General features: G+C 67.8%; 11 protein-coding genes and 3 pseudogenes. 6 read left to right on the forward strand and 8 right to left on the reverse strand.

Annotated elements, in window-relative coordinates; all coding sequences use genetic code 11:
- The first annotated feature begins 435 nt into the window (after positions 1–435).
- Complete coding sequence (locus ACFYXB_RS37350; RefSeq protein ID WP_389589454.1) at positions 436–2304, forward strand: glycoside hydrolase family 3 protein; 1869 nt, start codon at positions 436–438, stop codon at positions 2302–2304.
- 276 nt (positions 2305–2580) lie between these two features.
- On the opposite strand, the gene ACFYXB_RS37355 is transcribed toward ACFYXB_RS37350, so the two are convergent.
- The 6 genes from ACFYXB_RS37355 to ACFYXB_RS37380 all read right to left on the reverse strand — a co-directional run bounded on the left by ACFYXB_RS37355 (position 2581) and on the right by ACFYXB_RS37380 (position 10795).
- Positions 2581–4563, reverse strand: coding sequence for a glycosyl hydrolase family 28-related protein (locus ACFYXB_RS37355; RefSeq protein WP_388507226.1), 1983 nt, complete (start codon positions 4561–4563; stop codon positions 2581–2583).
- A 170-nt stretch (positions 4564–4733) separates the two neighbouring features.
- Positions 4734–6335, reverse strand: a complete 1602-nt coding sequence (locus tag ACFYXB_RS37360) for a glycoside hydrolase family 13 protein (protein ID WP_389589455.1) — start codon at positions 6333–6335, stop codon at positions 4734–4736.
- A 26-nt stretch (positions 6336–6361) separates the two neighbouring features.
- Positions 6362–7228, reverse strand: a complete 867-nt coding sequence (locus tag ACFYXB_RS37365) for a carbohydrate ABC transporter permease (protein WP_351365568.1) — start codon at positions 7226–7228, stop codon at positions 6362–6364.
- Positions 7225–8166: a sugar ABC transporter permease gene (locus tag ACFYXB_RS37370; RefSeq protein WP_351365565.1), complete on the reverse strand. Its 942-nt coding sequence runs from the start codon at positions 8164–8166 to the stop codon at positions 7225–7227. The genes ACFYXB_RS37365 and ACFYXB_RS37370 overlap by 4 nt, the downstream gene beginning before the upstream one ends.
- 51 nt (positions 8167–8217) lie before the next feature.
- Entirely contained in the window at positions 8218–9576 is a 1359-nt protein-coding gene (locus tag ACFYXB_RS37375; RefSeq protein ID WP_389589456.1) for an extracellular solute-binding protein, read from the reverse strand.
- Positions 9577–9775: 199 nt separating this feature from the next.
- The gene (locus ACFYXB_RS37380; protein ID WP_389589457.1) at positions 9776–10795 is read right to left on the reverse strand and encodes a LacI family DNA-binding transcriptional regulator; all 1020 of its coding nucleotides are present in this window, start codon (positions 10793–10795) and stop codon (positions 9776–9778) included.
- Between the two features lie 452 nt (positions 10796–11247).
- Here ACFYXB_RS37380 and ACFYXB_RS37385 point away from each other — a divergent pair.
- From ACFYXB_RS37385 to ACFYXB_RS37395, 3 genes and pseudogenes are all read left to right on the forward strand, one after another.
- Positions 11248–11783: pseudogene (locus ACFYXB_RS37385) on the forward strand (coagulation factor 5/8 type domain-containing protein); the annotation flags it as partial.
- Positions 11784–12362, forward strand: a complete 579-nt coding sequence (locus tag ACFYXB_RS37390) for a glycosyl hydrolase family 28-related protein (protein ID WP_389589488.1) — start codon at positions 11784–11786, stop codon at positions 12360–12362.
- A pseudogene (locus tag ACFYXB_RS37395) lies at positions 12338–12476 on the forward strand (IS5/IS1182 family transposase); the annotation flags it as partial. The gene ACFYXB_RS37390 and the pseudogene ACFYXB_RS37395, both read left to right, overlap by 25 nt.
- Positions 12477–12635: 159 nt before the next feature.
- Here ACFYXB_RS37395 and ACFYXB_RS37400 read toward each other — a convergent pair.
- Both ACFYXB_RS37400 and ACFYXB_RS37405 read right to left on the reverse strand, forming a co-directional pair.
- Positions 12636–15776 carry a discoidin domain-containing protein gene (locus tag ACFYXB_RS37400; RefSeq protein WP_389589458.1) on the reverse strand — a complete coding sequence of 1047 codons (3141 nt, stop codon included), beginning with the start codon at positions 15774–15776 and terminating at the stop codon, positions 12636–12638.
- 235 nt (positions 15777–16011) lie between these two features.
- On the reverse strand, positions 16012–19623 hold the full coding sequence (locus ACFYXB_RS37405; RefSeq protein WP_389589459.1) for a discoidin domain-containing protein: 3612 nt from the start codon (positions 19621–19623) through the stop codon (positions 16012–16014).
- Positions 19624–20055: 432 nt separating this feature from the next.
- Between ACFYXB_RS37405 and ACFYXB_RS37410 the strand changes: the two are divergent.
- Together ACFYXB_RS37410 and ACFYXB_RS37415 are read left to right on the forward strand one after the other, a co-directional pair.
- Positions 20056–20846 (forward strand): annotated as a pseudogene (locus tag ACFYXB_RS37410) (integrase core domain-containing protein); the annotation flags it as partial.
- A 5-nt stretch (positions 20847–20851) separates the two neighbouring features.
- Complete coding sequence (locus ACFYXB_RS37415; RefSeq protein ID WP_389589460.1) at positions 20852–21178, forward strand: hypothetical protein; 327 nt, start codon at positions 20852–20854, stop codon at positions 21176–21178.
- Positions 21179–21227 lie beyond the last annotated feature (49 nt).

The following is a 21227-nucleotide window of genomic DNA, read 5'->3' on the forward strand; positions in this document are numbered from 1 at the left end:
CTTCCCGGTGACGCCCGCGACGCTGCTGGCATGGCACCGCAGACTGGTCGCGCGCAACTGGGACTACAGCAAGCACCGAAGGAGGCCCGGGAGACCGTCGACCCACGAGTCCCGCGACACCACCTGACGAAGATCGCGGCCGGGAGGTGAACGCCAAGATCAGCACATGTGCGGGCCTTTTGGCGCCCCACAGGCTCGTCATCGGGACGGGCGGCCACGTGGTCGGCATGCAGCGCCTCCCCTCAGCAATCCGCCGCCGATCCGAGTAGCGCACACACGATCACGGGCCAATCCCTACAGACGAGCTACACCCAAAAGACCTTTCCCGCGAGGACGAGACGGTCGAAGTTATTGACGCGGGCATGCCGGTGAGCGACAACGTCTGTACGAGTTCTGAACGTTCCCTGACGTCTTCCCGGGACGGAGACCAGCAAGGTGACGCTTCCCGCCCTACGGGGAGCCGGCCGGACGCCACACCGCCGTGCTCTCCTGCTCAGCGCGCTTCTCGTCCTCACCGCCGGCCTGCTCACGGCCGCGCCCACCCCACCCGCCGCGCATGCCGCCGCGGGCTGCACGTCCACCGCGGACTGCCTGTCCAAGATGACGCTGGCCGAGAAGGCCGGGCAGATGACGCAGGCCGCCAACTCCTACATCGTCAACAAGCAGGACATCGCCACATACGGCCTCGGCTCGGTGCTCAGCGGCGGAGGCGGCGGCCCGAACGGCGCGGGCGGCACCGCCACCCAGTGGGCCGACATGGTCGACAGCTATCAGAGCTACGCCCTCAGCAGCCGGCTCGGGATACCGCTGCTGTACGGCGTGGATGCCGTCCACGGCCACAACAACGTACAGGGCGCCACCCTGTTCCCCCACCACATCGGCATGGGGGCCACCCGCGACGCGGCGCTCGTCCAGCGCGTCGAGGACATCACCCGCCAGGAAGTCCTGGGTACCGGGATCCGCTGGTCCTTCGCACCCTGCGTGTGCGTCGCCCGCGACGACCGCTGGGGCCGCACGTACGAGAGTTACGGTGAGGACCCGTCGGTCGTCTCACCGCTCGCCTCGGCGGCCGTCACAGGTTTCCAGGGCACTGCGATCGGCCCGACCTCGGTCCTGGCCACGGCCAAGCACTACATCGGCGACGGCGGCACCACCTACGGCACCGGCAGCAGCGGCTACCTCATCGACCAGGGCAACACGCAGATCAGCGAGAGCGAGCTGCGCGCCGTCCACCTGCCGCCCTACCAGTCGGCGATCACGGCGGGCGTGGGGTCGGTCATGGTGTCGTACAGCAGTTGGAACGGCACCAAGATGCACGGCGACAAGTACCTGATCACCGACGTCCTCAAGACCGAACTCGGCTTCTCCGGCTTCGTGGTCAGCGACTGGGCAGGCATCAAGCAGCTCCCTGACGCCACGTACGCCGACCAGGTCGCGCACGCCGTCAACGCCGGTCTCGACATGATCATGGTGCCGGACGACTACGTGGGCACCATCAACGCCATCGTCACCGACGTGAACAACGGCAAGATCCCGCAGTCGCGGGTCGACGACGCGGTGACCCGTATCCTCAACGCCAAGTTCGCGCTCGACCTGTTCGACCGCCCTTACACCGATCGCAGTTACACCCCGCAGGTCGGTTCGCAGGCCCACCGGGACGTCGCCCGGCAGGCGGTCCGCGAGTCGCTGACCCTGCTGAAGAACGACAGCAGCGCGCTGCCGCTGCCGAAGACCGGCACGTACAAGATCGTGGTGGGCGGGAAATCGGCCAACGACCTCGGCAACCAGACCGGCGGCTGGTCGATCAGCTGGCAGGGCTCCAGCGGCACGCACACCACGGGCACCACCTTCTGGCAGGCACTCCAGCAAACCACCGCCGGCACCGGCATCACCCTGCAGAACGTCGGCACCCGCACCAAGGGCAACTACAGCGCGGATGTCGGCATCTGGGTGGGCGGCGAGACCCCGTACGCGGAAGGCAAGGGGGACTCCTCCACCCTCGCCTTCGGCAACGACAACTCCACCCAGCTCAGCGACATCTGCTCACGCGTGAAGACCTGCATCGCGATCCTCTACTCCGGGCGCCCACTGATCATCGGCAACCAACTCCCGAAGGCGCAGGCGTTCATCGCTGCCTGGCTGCCCGGCACGGAAGGCGCGGGGATCACCGACGCTCTCTTCGGCGCGGGTTTCTCCGGCAAGCTTCCAGTCACCTGGCCCACGGCGGTCACCGACGAGCCCATCAACAGTGGCGACGGCAAAACGCCCCTCTTCCCCCTCGGTTACGGCATCACGCCCTACTGACCCGGTCGGGCCGATCCGCACCGACGGCCTGAGACCGCCCCCGAAGGCCACCCGCCCCCCGCAGCCGGTGGCCTTCGGGCGGCCTCCTCGGGCCGACCCACCGGGAACCCGCTCACGCGCGTCCTCGCCGCCGCCCCGGGCCGGCAGCGACTCGGCGAGCCGGTGACGGACCCGGGCCGAGTCGTACGGGCGGTCCAGGGTCTCGCAGCCGGCCGCCCCGACCCCCGGAGCCTGGAGACCCGGGCAGGTGACCATCACATGGGATCCTCTGGACTCCTACGGCCAGGGGCTGGGTGCCGGTGGGGGCACCACCGCAGGCCGGTCGTCGCAGGTGATGGTGTTGGGCAGTTCCCACGGGACGAGCCAGGACCCGTTGCCGCCGCGGTCGGAGACGGAGAACTCCGAACCGGCAGGGGTGAAGTGGAAGGACCCGCAGTTGTTGACGCTCACCGCGCCGACGTTGCGGGCCTGCACGTCCTCGAAACTGGCCGACCCCGCGGCGCGGGCGCTGACCACGGACGTGCCCGTACCGTCGACCTTGATGTCCTTGAAGTGCACGTTGGTGATCGAGTACTTGTCCTTGACCGGCCAGTCGGCGACGAACATCACCGCGTTGTAGGTGTTGTCGAGGAAGGAGTCGCCCACCACCTCGACGTCCGCGCTGATGTCCTTCTCCAGGGCGTAGAACCAGATCGCCCCGAGCCCGATGTTCCAGTTGAGCTCGTAGGTGCCGGCACGCACCGTGGTGTTGTCGGTGATCCACAGGTGGCCGGTGAAGGCTTCGGCGCCGAAACGGGAGCCGACCTGGATACCGCTGCCCTCCCGGATGGGGTCCGCGACGAGGTTGCCGGAGACGGTGTTGTCCGTTCCGCCGTACAGCGCGATGCCGTTGGCCAGCACCGGGGTCTGCACGGTGTTGTGGTCGAAGACGTCGCCCGCGTCCTCCGTCTTCTCCGACCACATGGCCAGCCCGTCGTCGCCGGTGTTCCGGATGAAGTTGTTGGAGACGAGGGAGTCGGTCACTCCGGTGTGGAAGTTGATGCCGTCGGCGATCTGGTCAGCGATCTGGTTGCCGGTGATCCGCAGGTTGCTCATGGGTCCGTCGAACCACATGCCCACCTTGGTGTGGTGGATGTACAGGCCCTCGATGGTCGAGTCGCTCAGTGCCCCGCCGATGCCGTTCACCTGATCGGTGTCGATCCGTTCGCGCACGTCGCCCTCGATGGCGAAGCCCGACAGGTGCACGTGGTGGCTGCCGCCCGTCGCAGCGTCCTTGCCGTAGAAGCCGACGCCGGTGTGGACCGAGCCGTCCGGGGCGGGTGCCGCGAGGGTGACCTGGTGGCCCTTGATGATCGTGTACCAGCTGCCGGCGCCTTCGATCGTGATGTCGTCGACGATGATGTGGCGGCTGACCTGGTACGTCCCCGGGGGGATGTAGACCTTCCGGTGTGCTCGTCTGGCGAAGGCGATGGCCTTGTCGACAGCGTCGGCGGAGTCACGCCGTCCGCTGGGGTCCGCTCCGAAGGCCAGCACGTTGGCCGCGGATGGGTCCGCCTTCGGCGGAGCGACGAGTTGGGAGTCCATCAGGTCGATCACGGTGGTCGCGGCCTCGCTGCGCTGCGGCACGCGCAGCCGCATGTGTGCACCGGCCGGATAGGTACGGCCGAGCAGCAGCCGCTGCTCGTCGTAGAAGTGGTTCGGCCGGAACGGCTTGGGAATCACCGGCGCCGGGGTGGTGGCGTTGGGGACGCAGCCGCACTCGGTGATCCACCAGTCGGGGTGCAGCACGTCGGCGGTGGGGTCGTTGGTGAAGGGATACAGGTTGTACAGCCAGGCGTACTGCGAGGTCAGCGTCATGGTGCTGCGGTGGCGTCCGTTCACGCTGACGTCGAGCGGGGCGGTGATCCCGCCGCCGGTCGGGGCGTCCGGGATGCTGTAGCGCACGGTGATGGCGTTGGCGGCACGCGGCAGCGTGAACTCGACGTACTGGCCGGGCGCGAGACTGACCGCACTGCGGCCTGAAGCCTCGGCGGCAAGCGTGTACGCGGTGCGACCCGGCCCGATGACGGTGCCGTCGGTCGGGGCGTGCTCCGCCTCCTGCTCCAGGAAGCCGAGGTCGGCTCCGCGACCGGCGACCAGGGCGGGGTCGAGCCCGGCGCGGGTCACCGGCGCAGCCTGGGTCTCCTTGGCGGCACCGGCCGCCGCGGCATCGCCGGCCGGCACGGCGGTGAGGCCGACCGTCGCTGTCACGGCCGCCAGGGCTGCGGCAGCTCTTCGCCGCGCGCCGGCACGTCTGCTTGTGCGGTTCACTGCGCCTCGATTCTGTGGTGGAGGGCGATGGATCCTCGCGGAAGCCGTGGGAAGGGGCGGGCCGCGCCGCTCACCTCCAGGAGCGGCGCGGCCCGGGTGCGGTCGGTGCCGCGTCCGGGTCAGGGCAGGCGCAGCCAGACCGCGGTATCGGTGGGCAGTTGCCCGTCCGTCAGCGGTGCGCTACTCAGCAGGACCTGCCGGTGCGGTGGCAGCGGTGCCGGCTCCGGGCCCAGGTTGACGACGCAGCCGAAGCCGGCGTCGCGGGTGAAGGAGAGGACCTGGGGGCCGCTGGGAAGCCAGGTCATCTGCCCGTCGCCGAGTGCGGTCTCGCTCCGGCGCAGGCGCAGCGCCGTGCGGTACAGCCTCAGCATGCTGTCCCGGTCCGCCGCCTGCTGCTCCGCCGTCATCGCCGACCAGTGGCGAGGCTGGGGCAGCCAGGGCTGAGTGCCCTCGGGGCCGAAGCCGAACGGCGGGGCGTCGCCGCTCCACGGCAGCGGCACGCGGCAGCCGTCCCGGCCGGGGTCGGCTCCTCCGGTGCGGTGGAACATCGGGTCTTCGATGACCGAGTGCGGCAGGTCCTCGACCTCGGGCAGGCCGAGCTCCTCGCCCTGGTAGAGGTAGACGGAGCCGGGCAGGGCCAGGCTCAGCAGCGCTGCCGCCCGGGCGCGCCGGGTGCCCAGTGCGAGGTCGGTGGGGGTGTCGTGGGCTTTGGCCGCGAAGTCGAAGCCGGTGTCGGCACGCCCGTAGCGGGTGACGGTCCGGGTCACGTCGTGGTTGGCCAGCACCCAGGTGGCGGGCGCGCCGACGGGCGAGTGCACGGCCAGCGTGGTCGTGATTGCCTCGCGCAGCCGCGCGGCGTCCCAAGGGCAGGTGAGGAAGCCGAAGTTGAAGGCTGTGTGGAGTTCGTCGGGGCGCAGGTAGCGGGCGAAGCGCTCGGGGTCGGGCAGCCAGACCTCGCCGATCAGGGCGCGTGGCGGGGTGTAGGACTCGGCGACCTTGCGCCAGTCCCGGTACACGTCGTGGATCTCGTCGCGGTCCAGGTAGGGGTGCGGGTCCGCGCCGTCCACCAGGTCGGGAAGCGCCGGGTCCTTGATGACCTCGGCGGCGGAGTCGATGCGGACTCCGGCCGCGCCCCGGTCGAACCAGAAACGCAGCACCTCCTCGTGCTCCCGGCGCACCTCGGGGTGCTGCCAGTTCAGGTCGGGCTGGGCGGAGGCGAAGCGGTGCAGGTACCACTGGCCGTCCGGGACGCGGGTCCAGGCGCTGCCACCGAACTGCGACATCCAGTTGTTGGGAGGAAGTTCACCCCGCTCGCCTCGGCCCTCACGGAACCAGAACCGATCGCGCTCCGGCGAGCCGGGGCCTGCGGCGAGCGCGTCCTGGAACCAGCGGTGCCGGTCGGAGACGTGGTTGGGGACGATGTCGACGATGGTGCGGATACCCGACGCCAGTGCCTCGGCGATCAGCTTCTCGGCCTCCCCCAGGCTGCCGAAGGCCGGGTGGATGGCCCGGTAGTCGGCCACGTCGTAGCCGCCGTCGGCCATCGGTGAGGCGTACCAGGGGGTGAACCAGAGCGCGTCGACACCTAGTTCGGCGAGATACGGCAACCGGGACCGGACGCCCGCCAGGTCGCCCACCCCGTCGCCGTCCGCGTCGGCGAAGCTGCGTACGTAGATCTGGTAGATCGCGGCGCCACGCCACCACTCGTGGGGTTGGTGCACGGTAGAAGTCTCCTCGGGAGATGGTGTCAGCCCTTGAGGCTGCCGGCGGTGAGCCCGGACATGATGTTGCGTTGGAAGATCAGGAAGAAGATCACCGTCGGCACGGCGGAGATGGCCGAGGCGGCGATCAGCACGTTCTCCGGCACGCCCAGTGAGAGCGAGTAGATGCCGGCGTTGAGCGTCTGCCTGGTCGGGTCGGGCTCGGCCAGCAGCGGCCAGAGGAAGTCCTTCCACACGTTGACCAGGGCGAAGATGGACACCACGCCGATGATCGGCCGGGACATGGGCAGCACGATGGAGAGCAGTGTGCGCAGCGGTCCGGCGCCGTCGATGGCGGCGGAATCGAGCAGTTCCTGGGGCACCGAGTCGAAGAAGCGCTTCAGCAGGTAGATGTTGAAGGCGTTGGCCACCGACGGGAGCCAGATCGCCCAGGGGGAGTTGAGCAGGTTCTGGTGGATCAGCGGCAGGTCCAGCACCGTCAGGTACTGCGGGACGACCAGCACCATGGCCGGGATCATCAGGGTAGCCAGCATCAGGCCGAGGATCGCGTTGCCCAGCACCGGCCGTAGTTTGGACAGCGAGTAGGCCGCGGCGACGTCCAGGACGAGCTGGAAGGCGAGCGCCCCGAAGGCGTACCAGAGCGTGTTGAACAGCAGGTGGGCGATGTTGAGGCGAGTCCACGCGTCGCTGTAGTTGGAGGCCTCGATGTGGTGCGGGTAGAAGGTGGGCGGGGTCTGGATGGACTCGGTGGTGTCCTTGAGCCCGCCCGACACAAGCAGGTAGAGGGGGCCCAGGAAGACCAGCGTGAAGGCGACGACGATCAGGATCAGCGTCACCTGGTAGAGCGTGCGGTTGAGCTGGGCCGGATTGACCAAGGTGCGGGTGTCGCTCATGACTCCAGCCTCCGGTTGAGTCGCACGTAGATCACCGAGAACCCGGCGAGCACCAGCAGCAGGAGCAGCCCGAGGGCGCAGGCGGCGCCGTAGTTGGAGAAGTTGAAGGCGTACTGGTAGATCAGGTAGACGACGGTGGTGGTCGAACCCTCCACCCCCTGGCCGCCGTTGGTGAGGATGAAGGGCTCGACGAAGACCTGCATGGTGGCGACGATCTGAAGCATCAGCATCAGCGAGAGGATGAGCCGGGTCTGCGGGATCGTCACGTGCCAGACGCGCCGCAGCAGTCCGGCTCCGTCCAGTTCGGCGGCCTCGTAGAGCTCACCGGGTATGTTCTGCAGCGCCGCCAGGTAGATCAGCGTGGCGCTGCCCATGTTCATCCAGGTGGAGGCGATGACGACGGCGAGCATCGCCGTGTCCGGGGACTGCAGCCAGCCGGAGGTGGGCAGGTGCAGCAGCTGCAGTGACCGGTTGATCAGCCCGTATTCGGGGTTGTACAGGTACTTGAACAGCAGCAGTGAGGACACCGGCGGGAGCATCACCGGGAGGTACACCAGGATCCTCAGGTAGCCGCGCGCGTGCCGCAGTTCGTTCATCACCACGGCCGTGACGAACGGCAGCGCGAAGCCGAACAGCAGGGCCAGTCCGGTGAACTGGGCTGTGTTCCGCCAGGCCGGCCAGAAGCTGGGGTCGTTCACGATCTGGTTGAGGTTGTGCAGGCCGACCCAGGTGGTCCTGCCCGCCTTCGCCTTCTGGAAGCTCATGATCACTTCGCGGACCATGGGATACCACTGGAAGCAGGCGAAGCAGAGCACCGCGCCGATCAGGAAGCCGTGTGCGGCGAGGTTGCGCCGTACGGATGTGCGCAGTGCCCCGGCCCGACCAGCCGCCGTGGCGGGCGGCGAGTCGGTTCCGGAGGATGCGGTCGCGACCGCCATCGTCGATCTCCTTGGGAGGCTGCTCGTCCCGGGGCCTGGCGCCCCTTGCGGCTACTGGGCGTTGGCGAGGACCTGGTTGACCTGCTGCTCAGCGGTGTCCAGCAGCTTCTGCAGGTCGGCGTTGGAGTTCGTCAGCGTGGACGCCATCGTGGTGTCGAGGATCTTGTAGATGGCCTGGGCGTTGGCGGGCTCGGTGACGCCGGTGACGTTGGCCTTCACGAAGGGCTCGAAGGCCTTCACCGACATGGTGGCGTTGGCGGCCTTGAGCTGGGTGTCCTTGGCGGCGGTGGCGCCCTGGAACAGCTGCGGCTGGGGCAGTCCGACCGCCTGGCCGGAGGCCTTGGAGCGGGGGTAGTTGTACTGCTGGCCCTGGCCCTCCGTCAGCCAGAGGTAGCTGAGCAACTGGATCCCGGCCTTGATCTGCTCGGGGGTGTCCTTGACGTTGAACATGTAGTTGTCGCCGCCGGTGAGGCTGCCGACGCCGGGTCCGTTCTGGCCGGGGATCGGGCCCATGCCGAAGTCCTCGTAGTGGGCGCCGAGGCTCTGCACCATGTAGGTGATGTCGTCAGGGGCGGCGATGTACATCCCCAACTTGCCCGCGGCCATCTGCTTCTGGAGGTCGCCCCACTTGTAGAGCTGGGTGGTGCCCATGACGTTGTCGTTGAAGCGGAGCTTGTGCAGGTTCTGCAGCACGGCCAGGCCCTGGGGGTTGTTGAAGGCCGCCTTGGTGCCGTCGTCGCTCACCATCCGGCCGCCCTGGGCGTAGATCTCGGCGGTGAAGTGCCAGCCGCCGTTGTTTCCCGCGCTGTAGTCGCCGTAGCCCGCGATGCCCTTGCCCAGGGCGGCGATCTTCTTGGCGTCGGCCGCGACCTCGGCCCAGGTCTGCGGGGGCTGGTCGGGGTTGAGTCCGGCCTGCTGGAAGAGCTTCCGGTTGATGATCATGCCCATGGTGTAGTTGGTGCGCGGAATGCCGTAGATCTTCCCGTCGGCCTTCTGGGTGTCCCACACCGAGGACATGATGTCGTCCTTGACCGGCAGGTTCTCAGAGGTGACGTACTTCGTGATGTCGGCCGCCTGGCCGGCGTCCAGGACCTGCTGCTTGTCCGTGAAGTAGGTGTAGAAGACGTTGGGCTGAGTGCCGCCCTTGAGCGCGGCCGTGAACAGTTCAGGGGTCTCGCACGGGAACGTGTCGATGCTCTTCACCGTGATGTTCGGGTGCAGCTTCTCGAAGGCCGCGATGTCGTCGGCCCACTGCTTGCGCTGCGTTGGGCGGCTTTTCGGCGGGGCGCAGTCGATGGAGATCGTGACCTTGCCGTTGGTCGGCTTGTCACCGCCGGTGGAGGAGCTGGAACAGGCGGCAGCGGACAGGGTGAGAGCGCCGGCGATCAGCAGCGCTGCGGATCTGCGCATGGGTAGGAGACCCCTTCATGGGCGGGAGTGCGTGGGATGTGGCGCACCTCACTTAAGCACCGACCCGTCGGCACCGCAATATCTCGACGGTATTTTGCAAGAAGTCAACGCGGAACCGTGATGCGGCGAGCCACGAACAACGCAAGGGCCGCACCCCATAGGGGTACGGCCCTTGCCGGCGCTGCGAGTTGGCCCTCCGTCAGTGGCTGGGATCTTTCCATGCCAGACCGGTCGATCCGCGCACCACGAGCTCCGGCTCGAAGAGCAGCTCGTCGTGGGTGACCTTGGCGCCGGCCAGCTCTCCCACGAGCAGCTTCACGGCGGCGCGACCCATCGCCTCGATGGGCTGACGGATGGTGGTCAGCGGCGGATCGGTGCAGGTCATGAAGGAGGAATCGTCGTAGCCGATGATCGACACATCCCGAGGCACATCGAGCCGGCGCCTGCGGGCAGCGCGCACCGCCCCCAGGGCCAGCGGGTCCGAGGCGCAGATGATGCCGGTGACACCGCGCTGCAGCAGGCGCGCAGCCGCGGCCTGGCCACCCTCGAGGGAGAACAGCGCGTGTGCGACGTCCGCCTCCTCGAGCTCCAGCCCGGCCCTCTCCAGTACCGTGCGAGCCGCCGCCAGCTTGCGCCGCGACGGCATGTGATCGGGCGGGCCGAGCACCAGGCCGATCCGCCGGTGGCCCAGCGACAGCAAGTGCCCGGCGCCCTGTTCCACCGCGACCGCGTCGTCACAACTGACCTGCGGGAAGTCCAGGTCGGGTATGGCGGCGTTCATCAGCACCGTCGGCAGACCGCGGCGGTACAGCCGCTCGTAGTGCTCGTGCGGGGACTCGGCCTGGGCGTACAAGCCACCGAAGAAGATCACGCCCGAGACCTGCTGCTGGAGCAGCAGTTCCACGTAGTCGGCTTCGGAGACACCGCCCGCCGTCTGCGTGCACAGCACCGGCGTGAAGCCCTGCTGCGCCAGTGCACTGCTGACCACCTCGGCGAAGGCGGGGAAGATGGGGTTCTGCAGCTCCGGCAGGACCAGCCCGACCAGCCTCGAGCGCTCGCCCCGCAGCTGGGTGGGACGCTCGTAGCCGAGCACGTCCAGGGCGGTCAGCACGGCCTCGCGGGTCTGCTCGGAGACACCGGGCTTGCCGTTGAGCACCCGGCTGACCGTCGCCTCGCTGACCCCGACTTTCCTGGCCACCTCGGCAAGTCGTCGTGTCATGGCTCAACCCTAAGGCATGATCCGCAATCCACTTACAGCTCTGCGTAAAAATTCGTCAGTCTTTGCAGCAAGAACGTCGGGACAGCCACGGCAAGAAGGCTCCACCCCGGGGGGACGATCCGACGCCGGGGACAGAGGCGCCCCACCCAGGGGCGCAGGCCTTCTCCATATGCCGACGCGACCACGATGCTCGAGTTCGAGAACTTACAAGAAAAAGTAAGTTTGAAACAAGGCTTGGTCCGAATATTGCTCGTGTCTGTCCGAGCCAATACGGTGCTGCACGCGCCGCCGCCTGTGATCGGATCTCCCTCTCCACCTGTTCGTACCTGCTCCACCTTGCCCGGCCACGAAGGGCCGGCGAAGCGCTGCGTCGTGCCCAAGGGCACCTGACCTCGGGCACCCCACCCGACGGCGGCACGCCTCACGCCGGCTTCGGTCCCAAGGAGCAACCCTTGTTACAGTCCCTCCGCACACTCAGACGCGCGGTCGCCCTAGGCGGCAGTACCGCACTGCTGGTCGCCACGGGCGTCCTCCTGACGGCGTCCTCGGCATGGGCCGCCGCCACCGGCGGCAACGGTGCCGCCCTGCCCTATGTCGAGGTCCAGCCGGAGAACGCCGCCACCAACGGCAGCGCCATCGGTCCCAGCTACACCCAGGGCCAGCTGGCCGACGAAGCCTCCTACCGCAAGGCCGTGACGCTGCAGCGGGCGGGCAAGTACGTCACCTTCACCACCCCGGTGGCCCGAACTCGATCAACTTCCGGTACAGCATCCCGGACAGCTCGAACGGGACGGTCTACAACGCGCCGCTGTCCCTGAACATCAACGGCACCAAGCAGAGCAACTTCACCCTGACCAACGCATACAGCTGGTTCTACGGCAGCTACCCCTTCACCAACAGCCCAGGCAGCAACCCGCACCACTTCTTCGACGAGGCCCATCCCCTCTTCACGCAGACCTATCCGGCCGGGACCACCTTCACGCTACAGGTGGACCCCGAGGACACCGCATCGTCCTACACCATCGACTTCGCCGACTTCGAGCAGGTCGGTGCCCCGCTGACGCAGCCGGCCGGCTCGGTGTCGGTGACCAGCAAGGGCGCGGACGCGACGGGAGTCAACGACTCGACCAGCGCCTTCAACTCGGCCATCAGCGCCGCAGGCGCCGGTGAGACAGTGTGGATCCCGCCGAGCACGTACAAGATCCCAGGCCACATCGCGGTGAACAACGTGACGATCGCCGGCGCCGGCATGTGGTACTCGACGGTCACCGGGTCGGCGCCGGGCTTCTACGGCAACTCCGCGCCGTCGCCGAGCACCGGCGTGCACCTGGAGAACTTCGCGATCTTCGATGACGTCCAGGACCGCAACGACGGCGCGCAGGTGAACGGCATCGGCGGCGCGATGAGCAACTCCACCGTGTCCAACGTGTGGATCGAGCACGAGAAGGTCGGCGCCTGGGTGGACGGGCCGATGGACGGCCTGACGGGCACAGGTCATAGCGATCATGTGGTTGAGACGCTCTGTGATCACCAAGGGGGCCTGTGCCCGCGCTGCCATCATGGCTGACCGAACCACTCTGGGACCGATTCGCGGCGCTGCTGCCAGATCGGCCGGCGTTCCACCCGGACCATCCGCTCGTCTGCCATCGTCGGCGCATCAGCGACCGGATCATCTTCGACAAGCTGCTGCAGCTGCTGCGCTTGGGCTGTTCGAGATACGACGGAGCCACCGACTCGGCGGCATCCTCCACGAGTACCAACATTCGGCCTGAACTGGGCGGATGAGGTTTTCGGCAGGCGCAGGCACCATCAGGGACGTACCGGTGAGGTACCGGTCAGGTCAGGAGTTCCAGACCTGGAACTCCGAGATCTGTCCGGCCGGCCACCCGGTGTTCGCCGTAATGTTCACCCGGAAGTAGCGCTGGGCGGTGGCGGGGAAGGTAATCGTGACGGTGTTGCTGCCGGACGGGTCGAAGGTGTAGCTCGCCGACGCCTTGACCGTGGTGAAGGTGGAGTTGTCAGTGCTCGCGAGCAGGGACAACGTCTGGGTACGGGCGCCCCAGCCGGCGGGCAGCTGAAGGACGACGCGGGACGCGCTCTGGGCGGAGCCGAGGTCGACCTGGACCCATTGCGGGAAGGCGTTGTTGGCGCTTTCCCAGTAGGTGGACTGGTTGCCGTCGGTGACGTTCGACGCGGCGTACGTCTGGGTGTGGCTGGACTCGCTGGTGGCCTTGCCGGCGGCCAGGTTGGTGCTGGTGGTGGCGCCGGTGCCGGACAGCGCCACGGTGGTGGGGCTGTTGGAGGCGTTGCTGTTGATGGTGAGCGTGCCGGTGCGGGTGCCGGAGGCGGTCGGCGTGAAGGTGACGCTGACCGAGCAGGAGGCCCCGGCGGCAATGGAGGTGCCGCAGGTGTTGGTCTGGGCGTAGTCACCGGAGACGGTGACGCCGGAGACCGTCGCCGTCGCCGTGCCGGTGTTGGTCACCGTGACCGTCTGCGCGGCGCTGGTGGTGTGCAGCGTCTGGCCGGCGAAGGTCAGCGAGGCCGACGAGACCGACACCGTAGCCGACGGGGAGCCGCTCGCCGCGGCGAAGGTGAGGTGGTTGAGGTTCCAGCCGCCGTTGTCCTGGTTGAGCGTGAGGACCTGCCGACCGGCCGGGAGTGTGACGTCGGCGGTAACCGTGGTCCAGGTCTGCCAGCCGCCGGTGGCGGGGACGTCGACCGCTCCGCTGAGGTTGGTTCCGGATGCGTCGGACAGGTGCAACGCGCCGGTCACGGCGGCGGGAGCCGCGGTCCTCAGGCTGACGGTGTAGGTGCCGGCCGTGGCGACGTCCACGGTGTAGCGGAACCACTGCCCTCTGCTGGTCCAGCCGAGGTTGTAGCCGCCGCCGGTGTCGGAGGTGGTCTCCAGGTCGACGCCGTCGGAGCGGTAGGCAGTGCCGTTGCCGTTGACCGAGGTGACGTTGTAGGCGACGCCCTGACCGCCGGTGTCGTAGTTCTCCGCCTGCACGGTGCCCGGCACTGCGGCGGGAGTGCCGCTGTAGGGACCCTCGGGCGCGGGGTTCTGCCAGCTGTTGTTGTTCACCGTCGCGGTGAAGCCGCTGGAGTTGTTGGTGAACGCGGCGTTCCCCGAGTGCAGTCCGGTGAGGGTGTTTCCGGTGATCGTGGCGGATCCGCTGGGCGCCGGGTAGTACGGCGGTGCGATCACCACTGCGTTGCGACCGGGGTTGGTGATCGTGTTGTTCTGCAGCAGCGTGTTGGTCGAGGTGGAGAAGCCGATCGCGTCGTAGAGGGAGTCGGACACGGTGTTGCCGGTCACGGTGACGTGGTCGACGACGCCGGTGTTCTGGCCGTCGCCGCCGTTGCCGATGTGCAGCGCCGGCTGGCCCTGGCTGTAGGCGTTGCCGCCCGACCTGACGACGACGTTGTCGGCCACGGTCGCGGACAGCAGGTCGTTGCCGTTGACGCCGAAGCGGCCGGCGCCCAGGCCGATGTACCGCGCGGTGTCGCTGATGTAGTTGTTGCTGACCTGGTGGCCGCTTCCGCCGTAGATCCCGATGCCCTTGCCGCCCCACGGCGCGATCGCGGTGTTGTTGGTGAAGGTGATGTTGGTCATCGGGTTGTAGTAGGTCGTCGTGCTGCCGCTGGTGTTGTAGTTGACCGAGTTGATCGCCATCGCGTCGTCACCGGTGCCGCGCACAAAGTTGTTCGTGGCGGTCAGGTCGTTTCCGGTGTTCGCGTCGAGCGCCACGTTGTTCAGGTTGATCCCGTCGGCCCAGATCGAGGTCAGGCGGCTGTTCTGCACCTTTCCGCCGGTACCCGAGGCCCAGAAGCCGGACATGGTGTGCTGGGTCCAGATGCCGTCGGCCACCCAGTTGGTGCCGGTGGTGTCCATGGCGCCACCGTCGCCGCCGACGGTGCCGCGGCTGACGGCGTTGGCGTCGATGTGGAAGTTCTGTACGGTGCACGAGGTCAGGGAGAACAGCGCCGCCAGGGGGGTGCTGTTGGGCACCGGCACGTCACGGTAGATCGTGGTGTACCACATCCCGGCCCCGGCGATGATGATGCCCTGCGCGCGCAGGCCGGTGGTGCCCTTCACGTAGAAGGTGCCCTGCGGAATCCAGAGGATCTTTCCCTGGGACTGCGCCTGGTTGATGCAGTTCTGGATGGCGGCGGTGCTGTCCACCGACTGGGTGTCGGCGGACCCGTTGGTCAGGTTGTCGTCGGACACCGCGCCGCAACTGGTGATGGAGATCGAGTTGGCGGGTTGGGCGACCGGTGCCGGCGGGTTCTCCACGTCGATGGCGTCGACATCGTAGAACGACGCGCTGTTCGAGGAGTCCTTCTGCAGCGAGAAGGTGCTGCCGGGGGCGATGGGCGTGCCGGCGACGAAGGTGTGCGACTCGTCGAAGAACACCCGCGGAGAGCCGTCCGCCGGGTTCTGGTTGTCGCTGGTGTTGTAGTTGTTGTTGCCCTCGTACACCCAGGTCTGCTTGGAGTTGAGGTTCAACGCCTGCCGGAAGGTGCCGTTGACGTACAGGTTCAGCGTGCCGGTGGTGCCGCCGCCCGACGAGAAGTCGGGAATGCTGGCCCGGACGTTGATGAAGCTGATGGGTTGGCCCGTGTTGTTCGTCCACTGCACCGACTGACCGGTGGCACCGAGGTGGACGTACGCGTGCCCGGACGCCTCGAGTGCAGCGCTCGAGTACTGCGTCGTCGGCGCCGAGGTCAGCGACACCCTGCCGGCACCCCCGCCCAGGGTGCCGGCCTCGGCCTCATAGGTGGTGAACGGAGTGGTGGCGCCCGCCGCTGTGCTCGCGGCGGGCGCCACGTCGGCGGCCGACGACGGTGGGGCAGCCGCGGTGCGGGAGGCTGCACCGGCCGGCGCGAAGGACATCCACACCATGCCAAGCGCGGCGACAAGGGCCACAGCCAGGCGCGGGACGAGCCCCGTGCCGCGTAAGGGCCTTGGGATCTCACGCATTGGATGCTCCTTCAGGGAATGTGGGGGGACCGGCGCCCCGACCGTACAGAGCATGGCGGGACGCCGCAAGATTCCGATCTGATAAAGAAAATATTACTCAGAGCGTTGAAAGAAGGCGCTGTGCACAATGGCCCGGGGGCCGGCCCACGCGGTTGTGGGCCGGCCCCCGGGGATCCTGCACGGAGCTGGTTCTGGACGACTACTGACGGAGTCCTCGTCGGATGACGCGTTGCCGTCAGGGATTGACGTTGATGGTGAAGGTCGTGGTCGGGTTGTAGATGTCGATGTGGTTGTTGGTCTGGGTCAGGTGGTTGAACGTCGCCGAGCCCACGGCCGGGCCCTGTCCCGATTCGGGCATCGGATTGGCCCAGATGCCATAGCCGGACTTGGCGTCGTAGGCGTCTCCGCTCTGCTGTGCCCCGGTGATGGACGTGTTGGTGAAGACGGTGTCCTTGATCGGGTTGAGCGCCGTGCCGTTGACGTAGTCGGTTTGGAACATGATGCCGGCGTACGTCGGGTCGACGATGTCGGTGTCGTTCACCCGGATCCCCTGGAACGGCTGAGTCGCGGAGAACAGCCAGATCGCGGGGAACACCTGGCCGCCCCAGAAGTGACCACCGTCGCGCACCAGCGAGACGTTCTGGATGGTGGTCGGCTGGGTGCCGAATCCCTGGAAGGGATAGCCGAAGTTCAGCGAGCTGATGGTGATGCCCGCATAGGTCAGCGTGTCGGCCACGTACAGGTTCTGCAGGGTGTTGTTCTCACCGCCGTAGACGGCGACACCCGCCGCCCGCCACGGGGTCAGCGCGGTCAGGTTCTGGAAGGTGTTGTTGGTCAGGTCCGAGGAGTTGTGGTCCTGGGCCGCGAACAGCGCGAAGCTGTCGTCGCCGGTCGACCGGGCCTCGTTGTTGCTCACCAGGTTGTCCTGGCTGCCGTTGGTGAGGTTGATGCCGTCCGCGAAGGTGTCGCGGATCCGCATGTTCGTCGCCTTCAGCCCGTTCACGTGGGTGCCCCAGATGGCGCACACCTGGTGCTCGATCCAGACGTCGTCGACGGTGATGTTGGAGACGTCGGTCAGGTCGAAGACCTTGCCGGGCCCGTCGATGCGGGAGGTGTAGTTGCCGAACCAGCCGAAGCCCCGGAAAGTGGAGCCGTTGGCGCTGCTCTGCACCGACCAGCCGACGTCCGAGTTGTCCGACGTGGTGGGGGAGTTGAACTGGGTGTACCAGGGTCCTGCGCCTACCACCTTGACGGCCTTGCCGTAGACGTTGAACTTGCCGGTGGTCTGGTACTGCCCGGCGGGCAGGTAGACGCCGACGAGCTTGCCCGTGGTGTCCTGGCGGACGGTGTCGAGCGCCTTCTGCACGTCCTGCTGGCCGAAGCCGGCCGGGGTGAGGTAGGCGTTCGGGTCCGGGTTGGCGACCGGGGCGACCTGCTCGGTGTTGATGTAGTCGATCGCGTACTGCGAGGTGTTGGACGAGTCCTTCTGCAGCTTGATGACGCTGCCCTGGGGCACCGTCTGGTCGAGCATCACGTGCGCCTCGTCGTAGATGTGACGCGGCGATCCGGCGCTGGGGTTGTTGCCCGGGCCAGTCTCCGCGCCGTACAGCCAGGCGAACTTGGAGTTCAGCGTGATGGTCTGCCGGAAGGTGCCGTCGACATAGACGTTCAGGGTGGCCGTGTCACCGCCGCCGCCGGGGGCGTCCGGAATGGAGAAGCGGGTCACCAGGGTGTTGGTGCTGGCCCGGGTGGTCCACTGGACGTAGGCGCCGGTGCTGTTCAGGGTGACGGCCTTGCGCCCGGACGCCTCGCCGGCCAGGTCGCCGATGGTGCGGTTGGGGCCGACCACGGCGGCGCCGCCGCCGATCTGGCCGTCCTCGCCCTGGTAGACGTCATAGGGCATGTTGGCGCCGCGGCCGACGAACAGCGATATGTCACTGGTGTTGTTGGCCTGCTTGACCGACAGCTCGTTGGAGTCGACCGCGATCACGGTGTGCACCGTGTACTTGCCGTTGACGGCCGTCCAGCTGCCCAGGTTCACCGCGGGAGCGGCGGCGCCGGCGGCGATCGTGCCGGTGTAGGAGCCGGTGAGGGTGGTGAGCGTCTTGCCGGTGCTGTCGAGCAGGGTGAGCGTGACGCCGTGGGAACCGCTGCCCGAGGCGACCGTGCCCTGGTTCCTCAGCGTCACCGAGAACTTGACGGTGTTGCCCGCCGAGGGGTTGTTCGGGGTCCAGTCCACGGTTCCGACCAGGTCCGAGCTCTGTACCGGCGCGACGACGAGGTTGTTCGGGTTGGTGTAGGCGTTGTTGTCGTAGCCCAACTCGATGAAGCTCTTTGCCTCGTCCACCTTGGCGGTGAGCTGGTACGAACCGGCCGCCTGCGTGCCGATCACCGCGGACACCCTGGCGGAGGCGCCGGCCGCCAGCGCGCCGACGGGGGCGGTGCCTACCTTGGTGCTGCCCAGGTAGAAGTTGACGTTGGAGGCCGGAGAGGCCGCGGTGCCCACGTTGGCGACCGTGGCAGACGCGGTGACCGAGTCGGTCTCCACCGGGGCGGACGGGGACCACGAGGACGCGGAGACTGTCAGGTCGGGGTTCGGGGCCGGAGTGCCGATCACCTGGAGCTCGCCGACCTGGCCACCGGTGGCTCCGCTGTTGCTGGTGATGCTCAGCTCGACGTCCGCGACCGTGGCGCTCACCGGGATGGTGACGGTGTTGCCGGTGCCGGGGTCGAAGGTGTACGTCTGCGCGGCCGAGATGCTGGTGAAGTCCGTCGCGCTCTGCTCACGGCCGAGCACCTGGATGGTCTGGGTGCGGGTGGACCAGGCCGAGGCCGGGTTCAGCTTGACCACGACGGAGGTGACGTCGGCGTTCGCGCCGAGTTGCACGGTGAGCCGGCTCGGGTACGAGGAGCCCTCGAAGTACGTGGTGAGGTCGCCGTCGTTCGCGTTCGCCGGGGCGTAGATGTACGTGTACGGGGTACTGGTGACCGGCTTGTGCAGCGCCAGGTTGGTGCCGCTGCCGCCGGTGCCGGTGCGGGTGACGGTGTTGCCGGCGGGCGAGACGTTGCCGGCGGCGTCGCGCGCCTTGACGTAGTACGACACCGTCGCCGTGGCCGGCTGGGAGTCGGTCCAGGTCAAGGTGGTGCCGCCGACGCTGACGGCCAGCGCGCCGTTGCGGTAGACGTCGTAGGCGGTGACGCCGACGTTGTCGGTCGACGCTCCCCACGACAGGGCGATCCGACCGGCTTGCGGCTGGGTGTAGGTCAGGGTGCCGGGTGCGGTGGGGGGCGTGGTGTCGGCGGTGCTCGGCCCGTACACCTGGAACCCGGAGATCTGGGCCGCCGGCCATCCGGTGTTGGCCGTGATCAGCGTCCGCAGGTAACGGGTGCCGGTCGCCGCGAAGTTGATGGTGACCGTGCTGTTGGTGGCCGGATCGAACGTGTACGGAGCGGACGCCACGATGGTCGTGAAGTTGCTGCCGTCGGTGCTGCCCTGGACCGACAGCGTCTGGGTCCGGGCGGGCCAGTTGGCCACCGGCACCTGCAGCACGAGCTGGTTGACGCTGGTGGTCGCGCCCAGGTCGACCTGCAGCCACTGTGGGAAGGCGTTGTTGGCGCTCTCCCAGTAGGTGGACTGGTTACCGTCGTTGGCGTTGGCCGGCGTGTAGGTCTGGGTGTAGCTGCCGGCGCTCATGGTCTTGCCCGCTGCCAGGTCGGTCCCGGCGGCGTGGGCGGGTCCGGCCTGCAGCACTGCCAGCAGTGCGGCCAGCATGCTGAGCACTGCGACGACGGCGGTTCGCTGCCGGCCTGACGCGGGCAGCGCGGAGGATCTTCCGGTGGTTCTCATCCTCGTCCTCGGCTCCTTGGGGGGTGGGATAGGGATGCGAGGGTTGACGAACTCGGTGCGTTGGCGGCCACACCTGCGCGGAAAATTGCGGCGATGGTCTAGTTGAATGGCCATAGCCTGATGAAAAATTACAACAAGTAACTGAAAGGAAGTTACAGAGCAGCAATGCGCTCGTCAACGAATCCGGCAGCGCGGGCAGTTGCCACCCTCGCGGCGAGCCGGACGGCGACCGCGGCAAGCGTCACCCGGCCGTGACGTACACCGGTCCGGCCGGTATGCGTGCGGGTGCCGATACATCATCCGCGCAGGTGGCAGGCTTGATCGCTGATCTTGAGTCGTGCCGGTCGCCATCCGGCCATCTACACCTTGCTCTTGCCGAATACCTCATCCATGCAGGTGGGAGTAGCTGTCGCGGGTGTCTGAGCGCCATGGAAGCGAGGCGGCCGGCCGCGTACCGTGCATTCCATCCGAGCACTGGTACTGCGTCTGGCCAGGGAGAACCCGAACTAGAGTTATCGGCGCCTGCACGGCGAACTGCTCGTCCTCGGGGTGAAGGTGGCGGCGTCCACCGTCTGGGAGATCCTCAAGGACGCGGGCATCGACCCAGCGCCCGAGCGAGCCTCGAGTACCTGGGCGGGCTTCCTGCGTTCCCAAGCCGACGCACTGCTGGCGTGCGACTTCTTCGAAACGGTCACCCTGACCGGAGCACGGCTGTACGTGCTCGCGGTGATCGAGCACACGAACCGGCGCATACGGATCCTGGGCGCGACCGCGCACCCGACCGCCTCCCCGGTGACCAGGCCGCAAGAAATCTTGTCATGGACCTCGAGGACGCCGACTGTCGAGCCCGCTACCTGATCAGGGACCGGGACGGGAAGTTCCCCCAGCTGTTCGATGCGGTCCTCTAGGACGCCGGCATCGAGATCGTCCTCAGCGGCATCCGGATGCCCCGCATGAATTCGATCATGGAGCGGTGAGTGCAGACCTGCCGCCGAGAACTGCTGGAGCGGACACTGATCTGGGACCAGCGCCATCTCCTTCACGCCCTGCGCGAGTTCGAGATTTTCTACAACGAGCACAGACCGCACCAGGACCTCGCGAACGCCCGCCCTCTGCGTCCGTTGCCCGAACCAATCCACGATCCAGAGCGGATCGCGCGCCTCGACATACGACGACGCGCGCGGCTCGGCGGCACCCTGCACGAGTACGCGCGTCCGGCCTGACCAGCATGGATAAGGTATTCGGCAAGAGCAACGTCCTCGCCGAGTACGCCAAGCACTACAACCGCGGACGGCCCCACCGGGCCCTGCAATTTCGCGCCCCCGCCGACAACCCGGACGTCATCCCGTCCCCAGCCCAGCGGATCCACCGCCACGACATCCTCGACGGCCTCATCCACGAATGCCGGGACACCACCTGCAGAAGCTCGCGTCACGCAGCGAACACCCAGGTCAGCGCACATCCGGAGCTTTTGGAACCCTACAGGGAGCGCCGACGGGCACTGCGCAAGGCGGTCTGGGCATCGCCGTCCCGGATGGCCTCCGTCATCTCCTGAACTCCGACGCGGGCGGCGGTCCGGTTTCCCCTCAGTGTCCGGAACCTCC

Origin of the sequence: Streptomyces sp. NPDC002619 (assembly GCF_042889305.1) — a bacterium.
Classification (GTDB): domain Bacteria; phylum Actinomycetota; class Actinomycetes; order Streptomycetales; family Streptomycetaceae; genus Streptomyces.

Excerpts from the sequence above, each read along its gene's own strand:
- ACFYXB_RS37405 (WP_389589459.1), bottom strand. The coding sequence starts at position 19,623 with ATGAGAACCACCGGAAGATCCTCCGCGCTGCCCGCGTCAGGCCGGCAG.
- ACFYXB_RS37380 (WP_389589457.1), bottom strand. The coding sequence starts at position 10,795 with ATGACACGACGACTTGCCGAGGTGGCCAGGAAAGTCGGGGTCAGCGAG.
- ACFYXB_RS37415 (WP_389589460.1), top strand. The coding sequence starts at position 20,852 with ATGGATAAGGTATTCGGCAAGAGCAACGTCCTCGCCGAGTACGCCAAG.
- ACFYXB_RS37365 (WP_351365568.1), bottom strand. The coding sequence starts at position 7,228 with ATGAGCGACACCCGCACCTTGGTCAATCCGGCCCAGCTCAACCGCACG.
- ACFYXB_RS37370 (WP_351365565.1), bottom strand. The coding sequence starts at position 8,166 with ATGGCGGTCGCGACCGCATCCTCCGGAACCGACTCGCCGCCCGCCACG.
- ACFYXB_RS37375 (WP_389589456.1), bottom strand. The coding sequence starts at position 9,576 with ATGCGCAGATCCGCAGCGCTGCTGATCGCCGGCGCTCTCACCCTGTCC.
- ACFYXB_RS37400 (WP_389589458.1), bottom strand. The coding sequence starts at position 15,776 with ATGCGTGAGATCCCAAGGCCCTTACGCGGCACGGGGCTCGTCCCGCGC.